The sequence below is a fragment of the Leucobacter muris genome (assembly GCF_004028235.1).
GTDB lineage: Bacteria > Actinomycetota > Actinomycetes > Actinomycetales > Microbacteriaceae > Leucobacter > Leucobacter muris.
Map to the genome: position 1 here is coordinate 500,026 of NZ_CP035037.1, position 20,132 is coordinate 520,157.

19 protein-coding genes, 2 tRNA genes and 3 pseudogenes are annotated in these 20,132 nt (G+C 71.0%); 13 read left to right on the top strand and 11 right to left on the bottom strand.

Going from position 1 to position 20,132, the window contains the following annotated elements; genetic code table 11:
• Window positions 1-7: 7 nt before the first annotated feature.
• From Leucomu_RS02235 to der, 6 genes and pseudogenes are all read left to right on the top strand, one after another.
• Window positions 8-883, top strand: coding sequence for a segregation and condensation protein A (locus Leucomu_RS02235; protein ID WP_017882732.1), 876 nt, complete (start codon window positions 8-10; stop codon window positions 881-883).
• Complete coding sequence (gene scpB, locus Leucomu_RS02240) at window positions 876-1,640, top strand: SMC-Scp complex subunit ScpB (RefSeq protein ID WP_128386207.1); 765 nt, start codon at window positions 876-878, stop codon at window positions 1,638-1,640. The genes Leucomu_RS02235 and scpB overlap by 8 nt, the downstream gene beginning before the upstream one ends.
• A gap of 136 nt (window positions 1,641-1,776) precedes the next feature.
• Window positions 1,777-2,556, top strand: a pseudogene (locus tag Leucomu_RS15355) (pseudouridine synthase); the annotation flags it as partial.
• 437 nt (window positions 2,557-2,993) lie between these two features.
• Entirely contained in the window at window positions 2,994-4,082 is a 1,089-nt protein-coding gene (locus Leucomu_RS02250; RefSeq protein WP_128386208.1) for a prephenate dehydrogenase, read from the top strand.
• Between the two features lie 11 nt (window positions 4,083-4,093).
• Window positions 4,094-4,861 carry a (d)CMP kinase gene (gene cmk, locus Leucomu_RS02255; RefSeq protein ID WP_128387748.1) on the top strand — a complete coding sequence of 256 codons (768 nt, stop codon included), beginning with the start codon at window positions 4,094-4,096 and terminating at the stop codon, window positions 4,859-4,861.
• A complete protein-coding gene (gene der / locus Leucomu_RS02260) occupies window positions 4,858-6,411 on the top strand; it encodes a ribosome biogenesis GTPase Der (protein WP_456085553.1) in 1,554 nt (517 codons plus the stop codon). Before cmk ends, der begins: the two co-directional genes overlap by 4 nt.
• Window positions 6,412-6,448: 37 nt before the next feature.
• On the opposite strand, the gene Leucomu_RS02265 is transcribed toward der, so the two are convergent.
• Window positions 6,449-6,865, bottom strand: a complete 417-nt coding sequence (locus Leucomu_RS02265; protein ID WP_128386209.1) for an MmcQ/YjbR family DNA-binding protein — start codon at window positions 6,863-6,865, stop codon at window positions 6,449-6,451.
• Window positions 6,866-6,918: 53 nt separating this feature from the next.
• Here Leucomu_RS02265 and Leucomu_RS02270 point away from each other — a divergent pair, with 53 nt between their 5' ends.
• Entirely contained in the window at window positions 6,919-7,830 is a 912-nt protein-coding gene (locus Leucomu_RS02270; RefSeq protein WP_017882739.1) for a DUF817 domain-containing protein, read from the top strand.
• Between the two features lie 27 nt (window positions 7,831-7,857).
• On the opposite strand, the gene Leucomu_RS15360 is transcribed toward Leucomu_RS02270, so the two are convergent.
• Together Leucomu_RS15360 and Leucomu_RS02280 are read right to left on the bottom strand one after the other, a co-directional pair.
• A complete protein-coding gene (locus Leucomu_RS15360) occupies window positions 7,858-8,256 on the bottom strand; it encodes a hypothetical protein (protein ID WP_017882740.1) in 399 nt (132 codons plus the stop codon).
• Between the two features lie 290 nt (window positions 8,257-8,546).
• Window positions 8,547-9,833 (bottom strand): MFS transporter, encoded by a 1,287-nt coding sequence (locus Leucomu_RS02280; RefSeq protein ID WP_267128436.1) that lies wholly within the window; start codon window positions 9,831-9,833, stop codon window positions 8,547-8,549.
• A gap of 132 nt (window positions 9,834-9,965) precedes the next feature.
• Here Leucomu_RS02280 and Leucomu_RS02285 point away from each other — a divergent pair, with 132 nt between their 5' ends.
• Window positions 9,966-11,219, top strand: coding sequence for an IS256 family transposase (locus tag Leucomu_RS02285; RefSeq protein WP_228407350.1), 1,254 nt, complete (start codon window positions 9,966-9,968; stop codon window positions 11,217-11,219).
• Window positions 11,220-11,265: 46 nt separating this feature from the next.
• On the opposite strand, the pseudogene Leucomu_RS02290 reads toward Leucomu_RS02285, so the two are convergent.
• Window positions 11,266-11,487, bottom strand: a pseudogene (locus Leucomu_RS02290) (MFS transporter); the annotation flags it as partial.
• A 204-nt stretch (window positions 11,488-11,691) separates the two neighbouring features.
• Complete coding sequence (locus Leucomu_RS02295; RefSeq protein ID WP_017882742.1) at window positions 11,692-12,291, bottom strand: TetR/AcrR family transcriptional regulator; 600 nt, start codon at window positions 12,289-12,291, stop codon at window positions 11,692-11,694.
• Window positions 12,292-12,463: 172 nt separating this feature from the next.
• Here Leucomu_RS02295 and rraA point away from each other — a divergent pair, with 172 nt between their 5' ends.
• Both rraA and Leucomu_RS02305 read left to right on the top strand, forming a co-directional pair.
• Window positions 12,464-12,934, top strand: a complete 471-nt coding sequence (gene rraA / locus Leucomu_RS02300; RefSeq protein WP_017882743.1) for a ribonuclease E activity regulator RraA — start codon at window positions 12,464-12,466, stop codon at window positions 12,932-12,934.
• A gap of 29 nt (window positions 12,935-12,963) precedes the next feature.
• A complete protein-coding gene (locus Leucomu_RS02305) occupies window positions 12,964-13,788 on the top strand; it encodes a lysoplasmalogenase family protein (RefSeq protein WP_128386210.1) in 825 nt (274 codons plus the stop codon).
• An 85-nt stretch (window positions 13,789-13,873) separates the two neighbouring features.
• Here the strand turns inward: Leucomu_RS02305 and Leucomu_RS02310 are convergent, their stop codons facing one another.
• Complete coding sequence (locus Leucomu_RS02310; protein WP_017882745.1) at window positions 13,874-14,776, bottom strand: NUDIX domain-containing protein; 903 nt, start codon at window positions 14,774-14,776, stop codon at window positions 13,874-13,876.
• A gap of 197 nt (window positions 14,777-14,973) precedes the next feature.
• Here Leucomu_RS02310 and Leucomu_RS02315 point away from each other — a divergent pair, with 197 nt between their 5' ends.
• The 3 genes from Leucomu_RS02315 to Leucomu_RS02320 all read left to right on the top strand — a co-directional run bounded on the left by Leucomu_RS02315 (window position 14,974) and on the right by Leucomu_RS02320 (window position 15,654).
• On the top strand, window positions 14,974-15,411 hold the full coding sequence (locus Leucomu_RS02315; protein ID WP_017882746.1) for a pyridoxamine 5'-phosphate oxidase family protein: 438 nt from the start codon (window positions 14,974-14,976) through the stop codon (window positions 15,409-15,411).
• An 88-nt stretch (window positions 15,412-15,499) separates the two neighbouring features.
• Window positions 15,500-15,567: transfer RNA gene (locus Leucomu_RS15085), tRNA-Pro, on the top strand.
• A gap of 13 nt (window positions 15,568-15,580) precedes the next feature.
• Window positions 15,581-15,654: transfer RNA gene (locus tag Leucomu_RS02320), tRNA-Pro, on the top strand.
• 219 nt (window positions 15,655-15,873) lie between these two features.
• Here Leucomu_RS02320 and Leucomu_RS02325 read toward each other — a convergent pair.
• The 5 genes and pseudogenes from Leucomu_RS02325 to Leucomu_RS02345 all read right to left on the bottom strand — a co-directional run bounded on the left by Leucomu_RS02325 (window position 15,874) and on the right by Leucomu_RS02345 (window position 20,110).
• Window positions 15,874-16,749, bottom strand: coding sequence for a tyrosine-type recombinase/integrase (locus Leucomu_RS02325; RefSeq protein WP_228407204.1), 876 nt, complete (start codon window positions 16,747-16,749; stop codon window positions 15,874-15,876).
• A 311-nt stretch (window positions 16,750-17,060) separates the two neighbouring features.
• Window positions 17,061-17,261: a helix-turn-helix domain-containing protein gene (locus tag Leucomu_RS02330; protein WP_128386211.1), complete on the bottom strand. Its 201-nt coding sequence runs from the start codon at window positions 17,259-17,261 to the stop codon at window positions 17,061-17,063.
• On the bottom strand, window positions 17,245-17,832 hold the full coding sequence (locus tag Leucomu_RS02335) for a hypothetical protein (RefSeq protein ID WP_128386212.1): 588 nt from the start codon (window positions 17,830-17,832) through the stop codon (window positions 17,245-17,247). The genes Leucomu_RS02330 and Leucomu_RS02335 overlap by 17 nt, the downstream gene beginning before the upstream one ends.
• A 5-nt stretch (window positions 17,833-17,837) precedes the next feature.
• Window positions 17,838-18,311, bottom strand: a complete 474-nt coding sequence (locus Leucomu_RS02340) for a single-stranded DNA-binding protein (RefSeq protein WP_128386213.1) — start codon at window positions 18,309-18,311, stop codon at window positions 17,838-17,840.
• 22 nt (window positions 18,312-18,333) lie between these two features.
• Window positions 18,334-20,110: pseudogene (locus Leucomu_RS02345) on the bottom strand (TraM recognition domain-containing protein).
• Window positions 20,111-20,132 lie beyond the last annotated feature (22 nt).

Below are 20,132 nucleotides of genomic sequence, written 5' to 3' on the forward strand. Positions count from 1 at the left end.
CACCGCCATGATCGCGCTCGCCGAGGATCCCGAACTGGGCGCTGATCCGGCCCAGGGCACGGCCGCCGACCCCGAAACCGGGGTCGACGACGGCGCGTTCCGGGTGTCTCTCGAGGGGTTCGACGGGCCCTTCGATCTGCTGCTGAACCTGATCGGCAAGCACGAGCTCGACATCACCGAGGTGTCGCTCAGCCTCGTCACCGACGAGTTCATCGCCTACCTCGCGTCGCTCGAGGGGCAGGGCCTCATCGAGCTGGATCGCGCCTCGGAGTTCCTGGTGGTCGCCGCGACGCTGCTCGACATGAAGATCGCGAGCCTGCTGCCGCAGGGCGAAGCGGTCGACGCCGAGGACATCGCCCTGCTCGAGGCGCGCGACCTGCTCTTCGCCCGCCTGCTGCAGTACCGCGCCTTCAAGCAGGCGAGCGCCTGGTTCCAGGCGAGGCTCGCGGCCGAGGGCGCGCGGCACCCGCGGCTCGTGCCGCTCGACGCCAAGTACCGCGAGCGCACGCCCGAGCTCGCGTGGTCGCTCTCGGCGGCCGACTTCGCAGCGATCGCGACCCTCGCGTTCGCGCCGCGCGAGATCCCGAGCGTCGGCCTCGACCACCTGCACGCGCCCCTCGTGTCGATCCGCGAGCAGGCCGCGGTGGTCGTGTCGGCGCTGCGCACGGGTGGTGCGAGGTCGTTCCGCGAACTCGTCGCGGGCGTCGACGCGGTGGGCGAGCGGGGTGTGATCGTGGCCCGGTTCCTCGCGATCCTCGAGCTGTACCGGCGCGCCGCGGTGACCTTCGAGCAGGCCGAGCCGCTGGGCGAGCTGCGGGTGCAGTGGACCGGCGAGCACTGGTCGGACGACGAACTGGCTACCCTGGGGAGCGACTATGACTGATCAGGCATACACGGGCCAGGATCCCGCAGCCGAGCCGGCGGTCGACCCGGTCGACCCGGTCGAGCCGGTCGAGTCGGTCGCTTCGGCGGGAGAGAGCGACGCGGGATCGCGCGAGCCGAGCGCGGCCGAGACCGAGCTCGCCCGCGCCCGCGAGCACCACACCCTCGCGCAGCAGCTCGAGGCCCTGCTGATCGTGGCCGACGAGCCGCTCAGCGTCGTCGCGCTCGCGACGGCCACCGACCGGCCGATGCGCGAGGTGAAGGCGGCGCTCGCGGGCCTCATCGCCGAGTACGACGGCGAGGCCGGGGCGGCCGGGGACGCCGGCGGCGGTTCCGGGGCGGCATCGCGGGGCTCGGGATCGCCGCGCGGCTTCGAGCTGCGCGAGGTCGCGGGCGGCTACCGCTTCTACGTGCGCGAGAGCCTCGACCCCGTCGTCGCCGACTTCGTGCAGCAGCAGACGCCCGCGAAGCTCTCGCAGGCCGCGCTCGAGACGCTCGCCGTGGTGGCCTACCGCCAGCCGATCTCGCGCGGCGCGATCGCGTCGATCCGCGCCGTCAACGTCGACTCGGTGGTGCGCACGCTGCTCGCGCGCGGCCTCATCACCGAGGTGGCGCAGGATCCCGAGACCACCGCGACCCTCTACGGCACGACCGAGGCGCTGCTGCGGCACCTCGGCATCGACGACATCTCCGAGCTGCCGCCCATCGCGCCGCTGCTCGACGACCCTTCGGAAGGATTCGAGCATGAGTCGCTCTGAGAGCGGGAACGCGGCCGGCCGTTCCGCACGCCGAGGAGCCGCGCGCGGCGACGTCGGAGGCGCCGCACCCGACGCCGGCCGAGGTGCGCAGCACGGCGGGCGGTTCGAGGTCGGCGGGCAGGCCGTCGAGATCGACATGGCCGAGTGGGGCTGGGACCGGCCGGTCTCGGATCCGCACGCCGATCCGCAGCCCGAGGACGACGGCCGGGTGCGGTTGCAGAAGGCGCTCGCGCACGCGGGCGTCGCGTCGCGGCGCGCGTGCGAGACGCTCATCACGAGCGGCCGGGTGACGGTGAACGGCGAGGTGCAGCGCGAGCTGGGCAGCCGCATCGATCCCGACGCCGACGACGTGCGCGTCGACGGCGTCGTGGTGCAGCTCGACGTCTCGAAGCGCTACTTCGTGCTCAACAAGCCGCGGGGTGTGGTCTCGACCATGCGCGACGAGGGCGGCCGCCCGGATCTGCGCGAGTTCGCCGAGCGCGTGGACGACCGCCTCTACAACGTGGGCCGCCTCGACACCGACACGAGCGGGCTGCTGATCCTCACCAACGACGGCGAGCTCGCGCACCGCCTCGCCCACCCGAGCTTCGGCGTGCAGAAGACCTACATCGCCAAGGTGCGCGGGCGGGTGACGGCGGCCGTGATCCAGCGCCTGAAAGACGGCGTGCAGCTGGCCGACGGCCCGATCCACGCGGATCGGGCGAAGCTGCTGCCCGACGGTTCGAGCCGCTCGCACTCCCTCGTCGAGGTGACGCTGCACTCGGGCCGCAACCGCATCGTGCGCCGCATGCTGGCCGAGGTGGGGCACCCGGTCGAGGAGCTCGTGCGCCGCCAGTTCGGGCCCCTGCACCTCGGCACCCTGCTGGTGGGCGAGATGCGCGAGCTCTCGGCGGCGGAGCGCGGGGCGCTGCTGTCGGCGGTCGAGGACGGCGGAGCGGGCGGAGCCGACGACGGGCCGGACGCCTCGCGGAGTTCGGGATCGCGCGGCGGGGCGCGCGGCGCCGGCCGCGGGACGCGGGGGGCCGCGACGGCCGGCCGGCCCGGCGACGGCGCGGGCGCTCGCGGCATGCGCGGCGTGGCCGCCAAGGGCAACCCGCACAATCGGCGCGGCGCGCAGAGCGTGAGCGGTCGGGGCGCGAAGAAGCCGGAAGCGGGCTCGGGTCGCTCAGGATCCGGGCGCTCGGGATCCGGCGACGCCGGAAGCGGCCGCAAGGACGTCGGCCCCCGCGGCCAGAACGGCAAGCAGCCGGGCTCGACCGGCCGAGCCGGTGCGGCGGGCCGGAAGGGGCCCGCCGCACCGCGGCAGTCGCGAGGGTCGCAGAAGCCGCGGGGCGGCAGCAAGGGAGGGGCTCGATGAACGAGCTGCAGGCGCGCACGCGCGGATCAGTGCACGTGATCGGGGCCGGCCTGCTCGGCGCGAGCGTGGGCCTCGGCCTGCGCGAGCGCGGAGTCGACGTGACCCTCGAAGACCTGTCGCCGACCACCGTCGCGCTCGCCGCCGACTACGGGGCGGGCCGGGTGCGCACGGCCGACGATCCGGCTCCCGCGCTCGTGGTGGTCGCCACCCCGCCCGACGTCACGGCCGACGTGGTCGAGCGGGCGCTCGCCGAGTTCCCCGGCTCGGTCGTCACCGATGTGGCGAGCGTCAAGCTGGCGCCGTTCCTCGAACTCGCGAGCCGCGGCATCGACCTCACGAACTACGTCGGCTCGCACCCCATGGCGGGGCGCGAGCGGGGCGGCGCGATCATGGCGCGCGCCGATCTCTTCACCGCGCGCCCCTGGGTCGTCTGCCGCGATCACGAGACCCCGGCCGAGGCGCTCGCGCTCGTCGAGGCGGTCGCGCTCGACCTCGGCGCGGTGCTCATCGAGATGACCCCCGAGGAGCACGACCGCTCGGTGGGCCTCGTCTCCCACCTGCCCCAGGTGGTGTCGAGCCTGCTCGCGGCGCGGCTCGTGCCGGCGACCGAGCAGGCGATCGGGCTCGCGGGCGCCGGGCTGCGCGACACGACGCGCATCGCTTCGAGCGACCCCGAACTCTGGGTGCAGATCCTGGGTGCGAACCGCGAGCCGGTGGTCGAGCTGCTCGACGCGCTCGCCGTCGACATCGCCGCCTTCGCCGAGGCGCTGCGCGATCCCACCCGTTCGGGCGCGAAGCGGCGCATCGCCGACCTGCTCTCGGCCGGCAACCGGGGGGTCGAGCGCATTCCGGGCAAGCACGGATCCTCCGAGCGGTTCACCACGCTCACCGTGCTGGTCGACGACCGGCCAGGCCAGATCGCGAGGCTGCTCACCGAACTCGGAGAACTGGGCATTAACATGGAAGACTTGCGCCTCGAGCACTCGCCGGGCGCGCAGATCGGGTTCGCGGAGATCGCGGTGCTGCCGGAGGTGGCCGAGCGCGCGATCGAGGGGCTCGCCGAACGCGGATGGAGGACGCTGTGAGTGATGCTGCGATGAACGCTTCCGCGGTGGCGCCAGCCTCCGCTGCGGGGCCGACCGCGTCGGCCCCGCCTCTGCTGGTCGCGATCGACGGCCCCGCGGGAAGCGGCAAGTCGAGCGTCTCGCGCGCCGCGGCCGATCGCCTCGCGTTCGGCATCCTCGACACGGGCGCCGCCTACCGCTCGCTGGCGTGGGCCGCGCTGCGGGCGGGCGTCGACCTCGACGACGAACGCGCCGTGCTCGAGCTGCTCGAGACGTGGGGCTTCACCATCACCATGCGCGGCGAGCAGTGGGTCACCGTGACCCTGCCGGCGGAGGAGGGCGCGGCATCCGGCGACCCCGTCGACGTCACCGCCGAGATCCGCGACCCCGCGGTGAGCGCGCAGGTCAGCCGGGTCTCGAAGCACCCCGCGGTGCGCGAACGGCTGAACGAGATGTTCCGCCGCATCGTCGCCGCGTCGGGCCTGCCCGGCGTGGTGATCGAGGGGCGCGACATCACCACCGTCGTCGCGCCCGAAGCGCCCGTGCGCATCCTCATGACGGCCTCGCCCGAGGTGCGCGCCCAGCGCCGCGCCGGCGAGCTCGCCGACATGTCGCACGAGCAGGTGCTCGCCGACATCGCCGCCCGCGACGCGAAGGACGCGCTGGTGGTCGACTTCTTCACCCCCGCACCCGGGGTGACGCTCGTGGACACGAGCGATCTGAACTTCGAGCAGTCGATTCAGGCTGTGGTCGATATCGTACGAGCGGTGCAGCGCGCCGCGGAAGAGAGCAAACGATGAACGAGCAGATCCCCGGCGCGGGAACCGAGCAGGGCGAGCCCGAGGCCTTCGACGCCTCGGCGATCGCCGAAGACGAAGTGATCGTCGGCGACGAGTTCGACGGCGAGGTCACCGACGAGGAGCGGCTGCGCGCCATGCGCTCCAACCTCGACGGCTTCGACCTCGAAGACGACGACCTCGCGATCATCGGCGAGGACGGCGAGTTCCTGGGCTTCTCGGAGCCGCTCGCCGAGGCCCTGCCCGTCGTCGCGATCGTCGGCCGCCCGAACGTCGGCAAGTCGGCGCTCGTCAACCGCATCCTCGGCCGCCGCGAGGCCGTGGTCGAAGACGTGCCCGGCGTGACCCGCGACCGCGTCAGCTACTCGGCCGAGTGGCTCGACACCCGCTTCACGCTCGTCGACACCGGCGGGTGGGAGCCCGACGCGAAGGGCATCGACGCCTCCGTGGCCCTGCAGGCCGAGGTCGCGATCGAGCTCTGCGACGTGGTGATGTTCGTGGTCGACTCGCGCGTCGGCCCCACCGCCACCGACGAGCGCGTGGTGCAGCTGCTGCGCCGCACCAAGAAGCCCGTCTTCCTCGTCGCCAACAAGGTCGACGACGCCGTGCAGGAGCCCGAGGTCGCGCAGCTGTGGTCGCTCGGCCTCGGCGAGCCGCACCCCGTCTCGGCGCTGCACGGGCGCGGCGTCGCAGACCTGCTCGACCAGGTCGTCGAGGCCCTGCCCGAGGAGTCCGCCGTCGCGCAGCCGAAGCTCGCGGGGCCGCGTCGCGTCGCGATCCTCGGCCGCCCGAACGTGGGCAAGTCGAGCCTGCTCAACAAGGCCGCGGGCGAGGAGCGGGTCGTGGTGAACGACCTGGCCGGCACCACCCGCGACCCCGTCGACGAGCAGGTCGAGATCGCCGGCCGCGTCTGGACCTTCGTCGACACGGCGGGCATCCGCCGCCGCGTGCATCTGCAGAAGGGCGCCGACTTCTACGCCTCGCTGCGCACCGCGGCCGCCCTGGAGAAGGCCGAGGTCGCGGTCGTGCTCATCGACGTCACGCAGGAGATCAGCGACCAGGATCTGCGCATCATCGACCTCGTGCTCGAGTCGGGCCGCGCGCTCGTGCTCGCGTTCAACAAGTGGGACCTGCTCGACGACGATCGCCGCCGGTACCTCGATCGGGAGATCGAGCAGGACCTCGCGCACGTCGATTGGGCGCCCCGCGTGAACATCTCGGCGCGCACCGGCCGTCACCTCGAGAAGCTGGTGCCCGCGCTCGAGACGGCTCTGGAGTCGTGGGACACCCGCATCCCGACCGCCAAGTTCAACGCGTTCGTCGCCGAGCTCGTGCAGGAGCATCCGCACCCGCTGCGCAGCGGCAAGCAGCCGCGCATCCTGTTCGGCACCCAGGTGCAGAACCGGCCGCCCACGTTCGTGCTGTTCACGTCGGGCTTCCTGGATCCCGGCTACCGCCGCTTCATCCAGCGTCGTCTGCGCGAGCGCTACGGATTCGAGGGCACCCCCATCGTGCTCAACATGCGCATCCGCGAAAGGCGTGCCCGGCGATAGCAGCTGCGGCAGCCCGCGGGGCGCCTCGAGGGGACGCTCACTCCTCCGCGAGACCGTGCTCGGCGAGCCACGCGCGAGCGGTGCGCCTGCGGGCCTGCAGCAGCCAGGAGACGATGACGAGCTCGCGCAGCAGCCCGGGATCGACGAGCGGCAGGCGCAGCAGCACCGAGGCGTAGCCGTCGAAGTGCGGGATCGTGAACGCGACCCGAGGGAACGCGGCGAGCAGCTCCCGCTTCGCCTCATCGCCGGCCACTCGGACGCCGAGCACCGGGTCGCCCGGATCCTCGCCCCGCTCGCGCATCCAGGCGAGATCCTTGCCGGTGACGGGCCGTGACCAGGCGAACATCGCGCCGCCGACGACCCGCCAGCTCGGCCCCATGCGCCACCCGCCCTCGCGCTCCTCCGTCTCGGGCAGGGCGAGGGCGATCGCGCGCACATCGTCGAACGCGGCCATGAGCCCCTCCTCGGCCTCAGCTTACGCCGGATCCCGCCCACTAGCCTCGGATCATGACCGCAGACCGGCGTGAACTCACGCGCCTCGAGCAGACGATCGACCGCGCCGCGCACCGGTGGCTCGCACGCAGGCCCGAGAGCGGCGCGCGCGCCGTCGCCGTGGAGTGCGCGGTGTTCCTGCTCAAGCAGGCGTGGGCCTGCGTGTTCGGGGCGCTGCTGCTCGTGGCGATCGTCGCGGCCCGCCTCTGGTACCCCGACGACGCGGCACTGGCGCGCAACGACGCGCTCACGATCGCGGCGGTGCTGATCCAGGTCGGCATGCTCGTCTTCAGGCTGGAGAGCGGACGCGAGCTGTGGGTGATCGTGCTGTTCCACGTGACGGGCACCGTGATGGAGCTCTTCAAGACCGACGTCGGCTCGTGGGCCTACGAGGCCGAAGGGGTGCTGCGGATCGGGGCCGTGCCACTCTTCAGCGGCTTCATGTACGCGGCGGTCGGGTCGTACATGGTGCGCGTCTACCGGCTGCACGAGCTGCGGTTCACGCGCTACCCGCGCGTCTGGCTGACCACCCTCGGCGCGGCCGCCATCTACGTCAACTTCTTCTCGCACCACTTCATCGTGGACCTGCGGTGGGTGCTGCTGGCGCTCGTCGTGCTGCTCTGGGGCCGCACGATCATGCACTTCCGGGTGTGGCGGGCGAGGCTGCGGGCGCCGCTGCTCGCGGTCTTCGCCGGAGTGGCGCTCTTCATCTGGATCGCCGAGAACGTCGCGACCTGGGGCGGCGCCTGGCTCTACCCGCATCAGCAGGGCGGGTGGGAGCTCGTGTCGCCGCAGAAGCTGATCGCGTGGTTCCTGCTGATGATCATCTCGGTGGTGATGGTGACGTGGGTGTACCCGCCCCGGGCGCCCGATCCGTCCGCCGAGGAGCGGGCGGAGCGGGCGGGGCGGCCGGGGCGGCCAGCTTAGGCGGACCGGGCGGTTCGGGCGGGTCGCTCAGGCCGCGAGGAACGGGATCGTGATCAGCCCGAAGCCGAGCAGCGCGAGCGCGATCAGCGCGGCGAGGGCGGTGAGGGCCAGCATCGCGGCGTTGAGCCACACGCCCCAGAGCGCCAGGGTGCGCTCGGTCGTGTTGCGGCGCAGCGCGAGGACGCCGAGGATCAGGCCGGTGATGGGGGCGATGAAGGTCCAGCCGCTCACGACCGAGGCGATGCCGAGCACGAAGCTCGTGATCGCGAAGGCGCGGGCGTTCTCGCCGACCTCGCCGGGCGCGCCGGCCGGTCGGCCGGGCTCCGTCTGCGCGGCCTGGTCGGCCTGGGCGAGGCGGGGCACCTGCACGGTGTCGTCGGCCTGAGCGGAGAACTGGGCGGTGGTGCCGGGGAGGGTGGTGCTCATGATCGGTGTCCTTTCGGGTGGAGCGGAGCGGTTGCTCGATGTTGCTCCAACGCTACGTCCGAGGCCCGGGCCGTCGCGTCCTGCTCAGGTATCGACCCGCTCGTACCCCGGTACCACCCTGCGGATGGCACCGTGGGATCCCGGTGGTCCCGGTGGTCCCGGTGGTCCCGGTGATCCCGGTGGTCCCGGTGATCCCGAGCGTCCCGCCCAGCCGGTCCGCCCCCACCGGCCCGCCCGAGCCCGGCTGCCCCCTCACCGAGGCGGTTGCCGGCCCTCGGGTCGAGCCCGGCTCAGTGGGAGGCGGCCGACACGTCGGTGCCCTTGGGCGTCATGAAGAACACGAGCGCCGCGACCGCGAGCATGATGATGCCGCCCGTGATCCCGGTCGCCTGCAGCGAGTGCGTGAACGCCACGCCGGCCTCGTGCGCCAGCGCCGGGAGCCCCGCCTCGCCCGCGATCGCGACCGCCGCGCCGAGCGACGCCTCGGCCTGCCCGCTCAGGGTCGCGTCGAGGCCCGCCAGCGCGCCGCTCGCGACGAGCTCGGCCCGGTACATGAGCGCCGAGATGCTGCCCAGGATCGCGACGCCGAGCACGGCGCCCAGCTCGTACGAGGTCTCCTCGAGCGCGCCGGCGTTGCCCGCCTTCTCCTCGGGGGAGCCGTGCATGATCATGGCCGATCCGATCGCGAGCGAGCCCGTGCCGGCGCCCACGAGCGTCAGCGCGATCAGCACCGTGAGAGTCGAGAGCGTGCCCGGCTGCAGCGCGATGATGAGCATGCCCGCGCCCGCGAGGGCCACACCGCCCGCGAGCACGGCGCGCGCACTGAAGACGCGGGCCAGCGGGGGAGCGGCGAGCGAGGCGATGGCTCCGGCGATCGCGATCGGGAACAGGCGCACGCCGGCCTCGACCGGGGTGGCGCCGTCGACGAGCTGGATCCACTGCGCGATGAGCAGCAGCGCGGCCGCCATCGCGAACATCGAACCGAGCGCGGCGATGATGCCCGCCGAGAACTCGCGATTGCGGAACAGTCGCAGCTCGAGCAGCGGCGAGTCGCTGCGCACGCAGCGCACGATGAACCACGCGAGCAGCGCGGCGCCCGCCGCGAGGGCCACGAGCGCCTCGGGCACGAGGAAGCTCGCCTCCTTGCCGAACGTCTTCACCGCCCATACCACGAGGGTCATGCCGGCGAGCGAGAGCGCGGCGGCGAGGGCGTCCCAGCGGCCCGGGTGCGGCACGCGCGACTCCGGCAGGATCAGGATGCCCGCGATCACACCGGCGACCATGAGCGGCACGTTGATGAGGAACGCGGCGTGCCACGAGAAGTGCTCGAGCAGCAGCCCGCCCACGAGCGGGCCCACCGCCGCGCCGAGGCCCGACACGGCGGCCCAGATGCTGAGCGCGGTCGCGCGCTCCTTGGGATCGGTGAAGATGACACGGATCAGCGACAGCGTGATCGGCATGATCATGGCGCCGCCCACGCCGAGCAGCGCACGGATCGCGATGACCGACTCGGCACTGTTCGCGAACAGCACGAGCAGCGAGGCGCCGCCGAAGATCGCGTAGCCAGTGAGCAGCATGCGCTTGCGGCCCCAGCGGTCGGCGATCGCCGCGAACGAGGGGACTGTCTGAATAATGGTGTGTGAGGGTCCGGCCTGATCCGAAAGGAGATGGCCGTGGCTGACACGACCACTGTCGTTGTTGACGACGAGATGATTGATCCCGTGACCGGGGAGATCATCGATCAGAAAGAACTCGCAGAACGCTTGCTCGCGCAGGCGAAGGAGCAGGGCGTGAGCCTGACGGGGCCGGGCGGCCTGCTCAGCCAGCTCACGAAGAACGTCCTCGAGACCGCGCTGAATGCCGAGTTGACCGAGCACCTCGGCCACGAGCACGGCGGGACCCCAATCGGCGAGAACATGCGTAACGGGACGCGGGTCAAGACGGTGCTGACAGAGATCGGCCCCGTCGAGATCGAAGTCCCGCGAGATCGAGACGGGTCGTTCGAGCCGGTGATCGTCCCCAAGCGGAAACGCCGACTGGACGGCATCGATCAGATCGTTCTGTCCCTTTCCGCTCGGGGGTTGACGACCGGTGAGATCGCTGCGCATTTCGACGAGGTCTATGGGGCGAAGGTCTCCAAGGACACGATCAGCCGGATCACCGAGAAGGTCGCCGGGGAACTCGCCGAATGGTCGAGCAGGCCGTTGGATGCGCTCTACCCGGTGATCTTCGTCGACGCGATCGTGGTGAAGGTCCGTGACGGGCAGGTGAGGAACACCCCGTTCTATGTCGTGATGGGCGTCACCGTGAACGGGGAACGCGACATCCTCGGCATCTGGGCCGGTGACGGTCAGGAGGGTGCGAGGTTCTGGCTGCAGGTGTTCACCGAGCTGAAGAACCGGGGTGTCGAGGACGTGCTCATCGCGGTCTGCGACGGGCTGAAGGGTCTCCCGGAGGCGATCAACACCACTTGGGAGCAAACGGTCGTCCAGCAGTGCATCGTCCATCTGATCCGCAACAGCTTCCGCTACGCCGGGCGGCAACACCGCGACGCGATCGTCCGTTCCCTCAAACCCGTCTACACGGCCCCGTCGGAGCAGGCGGCGAAGGATCGGTTCGAGGAGTTCGCCGCCGAGTGGGGCGGACGGTATCCGGCGATCGTGCAGCTCTGGAAGAACAGCTGGGCGGAGTTCGTGCCGTTCCTCGAGTATGACGTCGAGATCCGGCGGGTGATCTGCACGACCAACGCGATCGAGTCAATCAACGCTCGCTATCGGCGCGCCGTGAGAGCTCGGGGGCACTTTCCCAACGAGGCCGCCGCGCTGAAATGTCTCTACCTCGTGACGCGGTCGCTTGACCCGACTGGCGGCGGAAGGGCACGCTGGGTGATGAGGTGGAAGCCCGCGCTGAACGCGTTCGCGATCACCTTCGCCGGACGGTTCGAGAAAACCACTCACGAATGAAAACCGCCGGATCCCACACACCGTTTATCGGACAGACCCCGAACGAGACGAGCAGGCCCGCGAGCACGAGCGAGTAGACGTCGATGATCCACAGCTGCTGGTCGGAGGTCGGATGCAGCTCGGCGGCCATCTCGGGCAGCGCGATGTTGAGGATCGTCATGTCCATCGTGATGACGAGCAGGCTCGCGGTGAGCACCGCGACGGCCGCCCAGCGGCGGGAGCGGCTCAGCGACGACGGTGCGGACGTGACGGGGGCGGGGGTGGACATGGCTTCGCTTTCGTGTTCGATGCGGCGGGTCGGTGGGCGGATAGGTGGACGATTCGGATGCTGCGGTGCTGCGGTGGGAGGTGCTGCGGTGCTGCGAAGTGCGGTGCGGGGCCGGGGCTCCGGGTCCCGGGCGTCCGCTGGGCGGGGATCTCTCAGGGGGAGCCGGGCCGGTGGCGCCGGGCCGGCGGCCGCCGGATCGGGCCGCTAGACGTGAGGTGTGGTGGGCCCGGCCGGATCCGGCATCGCCGTCAGTGCGACGATGATCCGTTCGAGGTGGTCGCGATCGAGCGGTGCGTCGCGGAGCGCCGCGTGGATCGTGGCGCCGTCGAGATACACCGCGATGGCGGTGGCGCGCTCGCGGCCGACGTGCTCGGCGAGCATGTCGATCAGGCGGTCCGTCCAGCGCTGCGCGAGGGCGCGCATGCGGGGATCGGTGGTGCCGGTGCTCATCAGGGCGACGTCGGTGTGCACGGCGCGGGTGTCGCGCAGGAACTCGTGGATCTCGGCGACGGCGCGCTCGGGGCTGGCGGCGAAGCCGGCGAGCAGCGGCTCGAGCTGGTTGAGCGACTCGTCGATCTCGTCGGCCAGCTGTTGCAGCGTGGCCTCGCGCAGTTCGTCGATCGAGCCGAAGTACTGGGTGGTCGAGCCGAGCGATACTCCGGCGCGCGTCGCGATGGCGCGGTGGGTGAGCGCGGGCGGACCCTGCTCGATCACGATCTCGGCGGCGGCCGTGAGGATCGCGCGGCGGCGGCCCTCGGGGTCTCGGCGTCGGGGCTCGGGGGAGCCCGCTGCGGTGTCGCTCATGGGTTCCTCCTCCCGAAGCTGGACATCTGTACATGTACTTTTGTGCAGGATCGGCCCGTGTTGCGCAACTTTGCAGACTCGTGCGCCGCGTCGCCTATTTGTCGGAGGTGCCGGGTAGCGTTGATCCTACGGAGCGGCCGAGCGGTCGCGGCCTCAAGGGGAAGGAGCCGAGATGGCTCAGATCAGCACCGCAGACCTGTACGACGAACGCGGGCACGAGCTGCAGTCGGTGTCGCTGCAGTTCCAGAACATCGGCGGGCTCAGCGGCTTCAGCGGTCCCGTTCGCACGGTGCGCTGCTTCCAAGACAACGCCCGCCTCAAAGAGCTGCTCTCGTCGCCCGGCGACGGAGCCGTGCTCGTGATCGACGGCGGCGGATCGCTCGAGACCGCCCTCGTGGGCGACGTGATCGGCAGCCTCGCGGTCGACAACGGCTGGGCCGGCATCATCGTGAACGGCGCGATCCGCGATCGCGTCGCGCTCGGCACGCTGCCGTTCGGCGTGAAGGCGCTCGGATCGAACCCCGCCAAGTCGACCAAGACGGGCGAGGGCGAGACCGACGTGCCCGTCGAGATCGGCGGGGTCGTGTTCCAGCCGGGGGCGACCGTGTGGTGCGACGAAGACGGGATCCTGGTCGAGAGCTGAGCCTCTCGACCCGATCGACGGCGGTGCGCATGGGATCGCGGATCCGGCTCCTCACTCCGTTCCTGCCCTACGCGGCGATCTCCGTCGTGCACGTGATCGCCCTCTTCGCGGCGAGCCCGGTCGCGGCGCCCACCAAGCTCGCGCTGATGCCCGCGTTGGCGCTCGCCGTGATCTGGGCGGCGGCACTGGCGGTGGGCGCCGGGGCGGCGCCGGTGGGGGCTGGGGATGCGCCGGGAGGCCTGGTGACGCCGCCGACCGCTGCCGCTGCGCCTTCCGCTGGCGCGTCGGCGTCGGCGTCGGACGCTGCGCCGGGCCGGCCCCCGAGCGCGCTGCGGGGCGCGCGCGGCGCGATCCTGCTGCTGGTCGCGGCGATCCTCTGCTCCTGGCTCGGCGACGGAGCCGCAACCTTCTTCCCGATGTTCGACGACGAGCTGCCGATGATGCTGCTCTGCTTCGGGCTCGCCCACGTCGGATACCTGCTGCTCATGTGGCGGGCGCGCGGCGTGGCGCGGCACCGGGTGCCCGCGTGGGCGGCGGCCTACCTGCTCGTGTACGCGGTGCTCATCGTGGTGCTCATCCCGCGCACGGGCGCGCTCACGGTGCCGGTGATGGGGTACGGGCTGCTGCTCGCGGGAACGGCGGCGATGGCGTCGCGGTGCGGGGCCGTGATCGCGTGGGGCGGGGCGTGGTTCCTCGTCTCGGACGCGATCCTGTCGTTCCGCATCTTCCTGCCCGAGGTGATGCCCGACTGGACGAGCGGGGCCGTGGTGCTCACCTACACGCTGGGGCAGGGGCTGCTCGCCTTTGGGGTCGTGAGCGCGCTGCGGCGGAGGGAGGCGCGGGCCGCGGGCTGAGCGTGCGGGCGTCCGTCAGAGCGCGGCAGCCGAGGAGCCGGGCGCGGCGCCATCCGTCGTGCACGGCGTCGAGCGCGAGCGCGGGTCAGACCGCCGGATCCTCGGGGAAGAGCTTGAGCAGCTTCTTCGCCCCGCGCGTGGTCGCCCCTACGGCGTGCGCCCGAACCTTCAGCTCCGCGTCGCTCGTGACGACCGTCACGGCGTGGTCGGACGCGGCGAAGGCGGCGGCCTCAGCGACGATGGTGTCATCGCCCAGGGAGGGCGCGTCGACCACGCGCACCCGCGGGCCGCTCGCGATGCCGTTCGCGGCGCCCTCGACCACCATCGTCCACTCCGGGTAGGCGCGATCGAGGCCGGCCACGCGGGTCTCGGGCAGGTCGAGGAAGCCGGCGCGGATCCCGCCCTCTTCGATCGCGAGCGCACCGAGCCGGTCGCGCAGACGCTCCGCGGCGCCGCGGCGATCCCGCCACCACCCGTTCGGCACCGCGCCGATGACGTTGGCGGCGTCGACGACCACGGCGGGGCGCGCCGAGAGCAGCGGGCGCAGCAGCTGCCAGCTCGCCGCGAAGGCCGGGTGCAGCGGGAGACGCTCGACCTCGTCGAGCGGCACCCAGGCGAGGGCGTGGCTCTCGGGATCGGTGATGCGGGGTTCGAACGGGGTGGCGACGTCGGCGATGAGGGTGGTGTAGGTCCAGCCGCCGCGATCGAGCACGTGCGTGTAGCGCGGTGTGACCGCGTCGTCGGGAACCCCGGCCTCCTCCTGGGACTCGCGGATCGCGCCGGCGATCGCGGCCTCGCCCTCGTGGCGGGCGCCCCCGGGAATGCCCCAGGTGTCGCCGTGGTCGCTCCAGGTGACCCGGTGCTGCAGCAGGATCGCGTCGAGCGAGCGGTCGTGGGCGAGCAGGCCCGCCGCGCCGAAGCGCCCCCAGTAGCGCCCGCCGTCGGCCGCCGTGACCCACGCGTCGCCGGGGTTTCGCAGATCGCTCATGATGTCAGCGTAGCGGGGCCGGGCGGGGGCGCGCCCGGAGGTTGCTTCGCGTGTAGCCGGGTCGCTCGGCGGTTTCCGGGCTTCCGGGTCTCCGGTTCTTGAGGGTTCGGGCCTTCGGGCCTCCCGGCCCGCTCCTGGCGATCCGGGCCTTCCGAGCCGGCTCTTTCGCGCGGGCTGGGTTGGGGAGAGAATGGAGTATGAGCGAGAACCAGAGTGCAGTGACGGTGCTGTCCGACGACGAGTGCTGGCGGCGGCTCGGGTCGCAGCGGGTCGGGCGGCTCGTCACCAGCGTGGGCGACGTCGTCGACGTGGTGCCGATCAACTTCGTGGTCGACGACGGCTCGGTGGTCTTCCGCACCGCGCCGGGCAACAAGCTCGTCGAGCTGACCATCAACGACTCCGTGCTCTTCGAGGCCGACGAGATCGGCGAGGAGTCGGGGTGGAGCGTGGTGGTGCGCGGGCACGCGCGAGTGCTCGAGGCGCAGGCCGAGGTCGCCGAGGCCGAGGCGCTGCCGCTCAAGCCGTTCGTGCCGACGCTCAAGCCCACGTTCGTGCGCATCGAGGTCGTGTCGATCGGCGGCCGCGAATACCGTTTCGGCCCCGAGCCGCGCCGCGAGGACCAGCAGGAGGGGTAGGGGGTTCGCCGCTTCTGCGACCCTGGTCATTTGTGCTCCCGAAGTATGGGTAAGATAGAGGGGTTGCTTCGCGAAGGCGTGGTAGCAAAGGGCTGTGGCGCAGCTTGGTAGCGCACTTGACTGGGGGTCAAGTGCATTAGCCTCTCGTCAGCCCAAAATAACTAAACAACGGGTTGTGGCGCAGCTTGGTAGCGCACCTGACTGGGGGTCAGGGGGTCGCAGGTTCAAATCCTGTCAACCCGACGGAAAAGCCCTGATGAGAAGCTATTTCTCGTCAGGGCTTCCTTCGTTTCTGGTGACCTTCGCCGGGCTCCGGAATGGGTCCAAGATCGGGTCTAGAACCCGCTCGTTCCGGCCTGTCTAGCAAGCTAGTGGGCCAAAAAGTGGAAATCTAGTGGGCCAAAATCCGGGCAGCACGATGCTCCCAGCCCTTCCCGAGCCAGGATGTCGGCGCGGGAGTATCTAGAGCTGTCGCCTGCGGGGCTTCTCGGTGGTCTCCTTCCTCTTCGATGGGGTGGCGAAGAACTGGTTGGCGAGCGTCGCTGCTTCGCTCAGGTGCCGGTGGTCGGGGTGCAGGTAGCCCTTAGTCGTCTCGATGGAGGCATGGCCGAGGATGCGCTGCAGCACATGGAGCGGCACGCCGGCATCCGCGAGCCAGGTGGCTCCGGTGTGCCGGAGGCCGTGGCGGGTGAGGTTCGGCAGGCCGAGGTTCGTCACGAGCTCATCCCACTTCGTCGCGTCGCGCACGGTGGCAGTGGTGAGCACCCCTCCGCGGGGGCCGCGTAGCAGAGGATCACCCGGCTCCTTCCCCGCTGAGAGGCGGATGAGGATGGGTTCGAGCGGGTCGAGTATCGGCACATAGCGTTCCTTGCGACCCTTGGTCTGCTTCGTGACGAGGCCGCCCTTGCCGGGGTATATCTGCCGCTCGATCTTCACGATGCGATTCACCCAGTCGATGTCACCGACTTCGAGGCCGGCGACCTCGGAACCACGAGCGCAGAGCATGGCGCAGAGCATGACGTGACCCGAATAGCTCTGATGCACCTCAGCGCACGCATCGGCGATCTTGTTCAGCGTCTCCATGTCCGGGACGGCGAGGGCTCGCAGCGAGCCGGGCGTCAACGCGGACTGCTGACTGAGCGTGCGGCGGGCACGATTCTTGGCAGGGTTCGATGGGATCACCTCGTGGCGCACCGCCACGTCGAGGACGCGCACGAGAGCCGCGATCGAGGTCTTGATCGTTGACGGCCCGAACTCGGTCTCCCACTGGTCAATGGTGCGGTCGATCAGGCCTGTGGAGATGCGGCTGACCTGCAGATGCCCGAGCGCGGGCACCACTCGCAGCCGGAGGCTGATCTCGTAGCCGGAGGCTGTCGACGTCGGGTCGAGACCGCGCTGCCAGCGCTCGCCGATGGACTCCAACATAGTCGGCGAACGTGATGAGGATGTTCGCACCTGTCTCCGTCGCCTGCTGCAGCTTCTCGAAGAAGGCTTCCGCCTCTTCCGGGGTGTCGACGAACTCGGATCGGCTGGGCCGTTTCTTGGTCTGCGGGTCGGTCCAGCGCACGCGCGCGAGATAGCCGCTGCCGCGGCTCTCGATGCTCGTGGAGAGCTTCACCCCGATCGGGGGCATCTTGTGGTTGCGTGGGTCAGCCATGCGTGCCCTCGCGTTCCAGCACCCAGGCTCGCACGGTGGGCGGGTTGTAACGGGCGATACCGCCGACCTGCACGAACGGCGGCCCCTCGTGCTCGCGCCGCCAGCGAGAGAGCGTGGCCTGCGAGACGTTCAGGAACTCCGCCGCCTCTTGCGAGTTCCAGAGAGGTTCGACAGCGTCAATCGTGGCGGGCATGGTCGCTCGCCCGCCGCGCTCGGCCGAACGTATCCTCGATGTACTGACGTGCCTGCACGTCGGCTGCGACGAACGCGACGAAATCCTCGGTCCGGTTCTGGATCGTCTCGTCCTCGAGCGGAGGTTGCAGTTCCTCGCCTGGCCAGGCCGTCTGCCGTGTCGGACGGCCGCGATCGAGCCGAGTGCCAGAGGTGACGACCCATTCGCGGAGCCGGTCGCGTGCCGCCACGAAGTCCGTATGCCAGGCAATCGGCCCAGAGGCCGACTGCTCGGGATCGTAGCTCGCGCACCAGTGCAGGTGCAGCGCCGAGAGCTCCCAGACGAGTTCGGGATGCCGGTGCCAGAACGGCGGCACAACAGAGGCGGGCAGCCCGTAAGTCTTCCGCAGCCAGTCCACCCATTGGTTCAGCGCCAGCCACTCTGCCTCGGCGTCTCCGGCGGTCAGGAGATTCCAGTTGATCGGACGCGGAGGCTCGGGCAGCGCCATCCCGGCCATGAGCTCGTCGTACAGGTCGATGTCCTCGACCTCGACTTCGGCCTCGGGGCTCGGTTGTGTCGGCTCGTCGGTCATCGTGTTCACCTCCCCAGCCCGATCGCAAGCCGAGGCTCAGGCGAGCGGAACTCCACCGCCGTAACCTCCGCCGCCGTGGGCGTCTTTGGTTCGAGCTGGCGCGGGGTGCGCTCGACGGCGTAGCGGGCACGGGAGGTATCGAAGAGGAGCCGGGAGGCGCGGAACTGAGGGCGCTCGATTCGCTGCCCGTCCTGCTCGTACTGCCGCTTCGCGAACTCGCCGACCGCCACGACATCATCGCCCTTGACGAAATCCGCGAAGGCCTCCTCGGCCTTATCGCCGATCATGATCAGGTCGATGTATGCGGAACCGACGAGAGTGAAGGTGCCGTCTTCCTCGTGGCGACGGAACTTCTGCCCGATCTGCGCGACCAGTAGAAAGACCTCTCCCGGCTTCGACTTCTGCTCCGGCGCTCGGGAGAGAAACCCTCGGACCGACGGCTCTGAACGGATCTCCATCGTCACGACCTCCTCGCTCATTGCGGCACCCGGTGTGCCGCCTCTACTCGGCAGGTGCTCCCGCCGGGCCTGGGGTCTGACGGTGGTGGAGCTGGGCTTCGACCTCTGCCCGATCCTGCGTGAGTTGCTTCGCGTCGGCGCGTTCGGTCCAGCGGCGGAGGCGCGCGACGATCGGTGGTGCGGAGCGCAGCAACACGAGGCCGGTGCCGAACGGGAAGCGGCGGATCACGTCGGGAGGCATGACGGGCACCCTGCGCATCGAGCGTTGCGCGGAGCGTGAGCCGTGATCGCCGACAGTGGTGGAGTCGGTGATCTCGTCGCGCTCACCGATCAGGGTGCTCAGGTCTTGGAGGTCTTTCGAGTTCGAGGCGCCGCCGAGGATGATCTTCACGATCGCGGCATCCCAGATCGCCGACGCCGCGTTCTCCGACCACTTCTCCCGCGCCTGCGCGAGCGATTGCAGAACCGGCATGGTCGTGATGCCCGACCCGCCGCCCTCAGCCATGAGCGTCGGCAAGGACGGCAACGGCGACAAGTTCGCCACCTCGTCGAGCGCGAGCAACAGGGGCGGGTCGAGACGTGCGCCCGGGCTGCGTGCCGCAAGCCGGCGGGCAGCCTCGACCACGTCCTCGATGAGCGCCGCGACCATCGGTGCGCTGTTGTTTGCCCCGGCGGCGGTCGCGAGGAGATAGAGGGTGCCCTTCTGCTTGAGGAAGGTCTCGGGGTCGAACACCTCGTCGGGGTCTGGGCTTACGGCGTCGAGTACGCGCGGGTCGGCGAGCGCGGAGAGCGCGAGGGAGACGCCTTGCCAGATCGAGTCCATCGTGCGCGGGTCGGATTCGAGCATCGCCTGCAGCGCCTCGGCCCACCCGCCGGCAGCCATTGGGTGGGCGGCGAGGATCGATACGGCATCCCCGGCCGCTGCCGGGTCGAGCGTCCACCGGAACAGATCAGCGGGCTGCCGGCCGTCGAGGGCTGCCGCGTGGAGGAGGCATTGCAGCGCGACCCTCGTCTTCGCCTCCCAGAAGTCGCCGCCCTCGACCCCGCCCTTCCCCAGCCCCGTCGCAGAGGCGAGCCCAGAGGCACGGATCATCGCGGTCAGCGGGTCGCCACAGCCGCGCACGGGTGACCAGCGCAGCCCTGCGGGGATGCCGTCGGCGAGATGCTGCGGGTCGAACACCGCGACCGGCCCTACCCGCTGCCGGGCCCTGATCGTGGCGGTCACATTGTCGGGTCGCGTGCTCGTCGTGATGACCGCGCCGGGTGCGGAGAGGATCGAGTTGATGACGATGTGTACGCCCTTGCCGGAGCGGGGCGGCCCGATGAGCAGCATCGAGTCCTCGACCGACGCCCACACCTCGACCCCGCGCGAGCTGCCGATCCGGTAGCCCACCTCCACGGGCTCGGGATGCTCGAGTGAGGGGCGGAGGTTCCCGGCGGCGGGCGAGGATCGCCTTGATGGAGCCGGCCCGTGCGACCTCGCGGCGGGTCGCGATACCGACGATCCGGTACGGGTCGAGCGCCTGCTGTCGGGAGTGGTGTCGGATCGCCGACCATACCCACCAGCCCCCGACACCACTGCCTGCGATGAGGAGCCCCGCGACGATCCAGTAGACGACGACGTTGAGGCCTGGCGCGTCGAGTGCGGTGGCGGGGTCGCCGGGGTGCAGGAGCACGGCTGCCCCGGCTCCGAGGCCGGCCCCTGGTTGCGGGGTGCCGGTGAGGAACGCGGCGGTGCTGCCCGCGACCCGGAGCAGCACCGCTGCGACGCCGAGGGCGGCGAGGGCGACGAGCGCGGCGTTGGTGAGTTCGTCGCCCATCGACCCGGTCGGGCGGAGCTGC

Excerpts from the sequence above, each read along its gene's own strand:
- Leucomu_RS02330 (WP_128386211.1), bottom strand. The coding sequence starts at position 17,261 with ATGCCCGCCACGATTGACGCTGTCGAACCTCTCTGGAACTCGCAAGAG.
- Leucomu_RS02315 (WP_017882746.1), top strand. The coding sequence starts at position 14,974 with ATGAGCGAGAACCAGAGTGCAGTGACGGTGCTGTCCGACGACGAGTGC.
- Leucomu_RS02250 (WP_128386208.1), top strand. The coding sequence starts at position 2,994 with ATGAACGAGCTGCAGGCGCGCACGCGCGGATCAGTGCACGTGATCGGG.
- cmk (WP_128387748.1), top strand. The coding sequence starts at position 4,094 with ATGAACGCTTCCGCGGTGGCGCCAGCCTCCGCTGCGGGGCCGACCGCG.
- der (WP_456085553.1), top strand. The coding sequence starts at position 4,858 with ATGAACGAGCAGATCCCCGGCGCGGGAACCGAGCAGGGCGAGCCCGAG.
- Leucomu_RS02335 (WP_128386212.1), bottom strand. The coding sequence starts at position 17,832 with ATGACCGACGAGCCGACACAACCGAGCCCCGAGGCCGAAGTCGAGGTC.
- rraA (WP_017882743.1), top strand. The coding sequence starts at position 12,464 with ATGGCTCAGATCAGCACCGCAGACCTGTACGACGAACGCGGGCACGAG.
- Leucomu_RS02265 (WP_128386209.1), bottom strand. The coding sequence starts at position 6,865 with ATGGCCGCGTTCGACGATGTGCGCGCGATCGCCCTCGCCCTGCCCGAG.
- Leucomu_RS15360 (WP_017882740.1), bottom strand. The coding sequence starts at position 8,256 with ATGAGCACCACCCTCCCCGGCACCACCGCCCAGTTCTCCGCTCAGGCC.
- Leucomu_RS02310 (WP_017882745.1), bottom strand. The coding sequence starts at position 14,776 with ATGAGCGATCTGCGAAACCCCGGCGACGCGTGGGTCACGGCGGCCGAC.
- Leucomu_RS02295 (WP_017882742.1), bottom strand. The coding sequence starts at position 12,291 with ATGAGCGACACCGCAGCGGGCTCCCCCGAGCCCCGACGCCGAGACCCC.
- Leucomu_RS02340 (WP_128386213.1), bottom strand. The coding sequence starts at position 18,311 with ATGAGCGAGGAGGTCGTGACGATGGAGATCCGTTCAGAGCCGTCGGTC.
- Leucomu_RS02305 (WP_128386210.1), top strand. The coding sequence starts at position 12,964 with ATGGGATCGCGGATCCGGCTCCTCACTCCGTTCCTGCCCTACGCGGCG.
- Leucomu_RS02235 (WP_017882732.1), top strand. The coding sequence starts at position 8 with ATGATCGCGCTCGCCGAGGATCCCGAACTGGGCGCTGATCCGGCCCAG.
- Leucomu_RS02270 (WP_017882739.1), top strand. The coding sequence starts at position 6,919 with ATGACCGCAGACCGGCGTGAACTCACGCGCCTCGAGCAGACGATCGAC.
- Leucomu_RS02285 (WP_228407350.1), top strand. The coding sequence starts at position 9,966 with ATGATTGATCCCGTGACCGGGGAGATCATCGATCAGAAAGAACTCGCA.
- Leucomu_RS02280 (WP_267128436.1), bottom strand. The coding sequence starts at position 9,833 with ATGCTGCTCACTGGCTACGCGATCTTCGGCGGCGCCTCGCTGCTCGTG.
- scpB (WP_128386207.1), top strand. The coding sequence starts at position 876 with ATGACTGATCAGGCATACACGGGCCAGGATCCCGCAGCCGAGCCGGCG.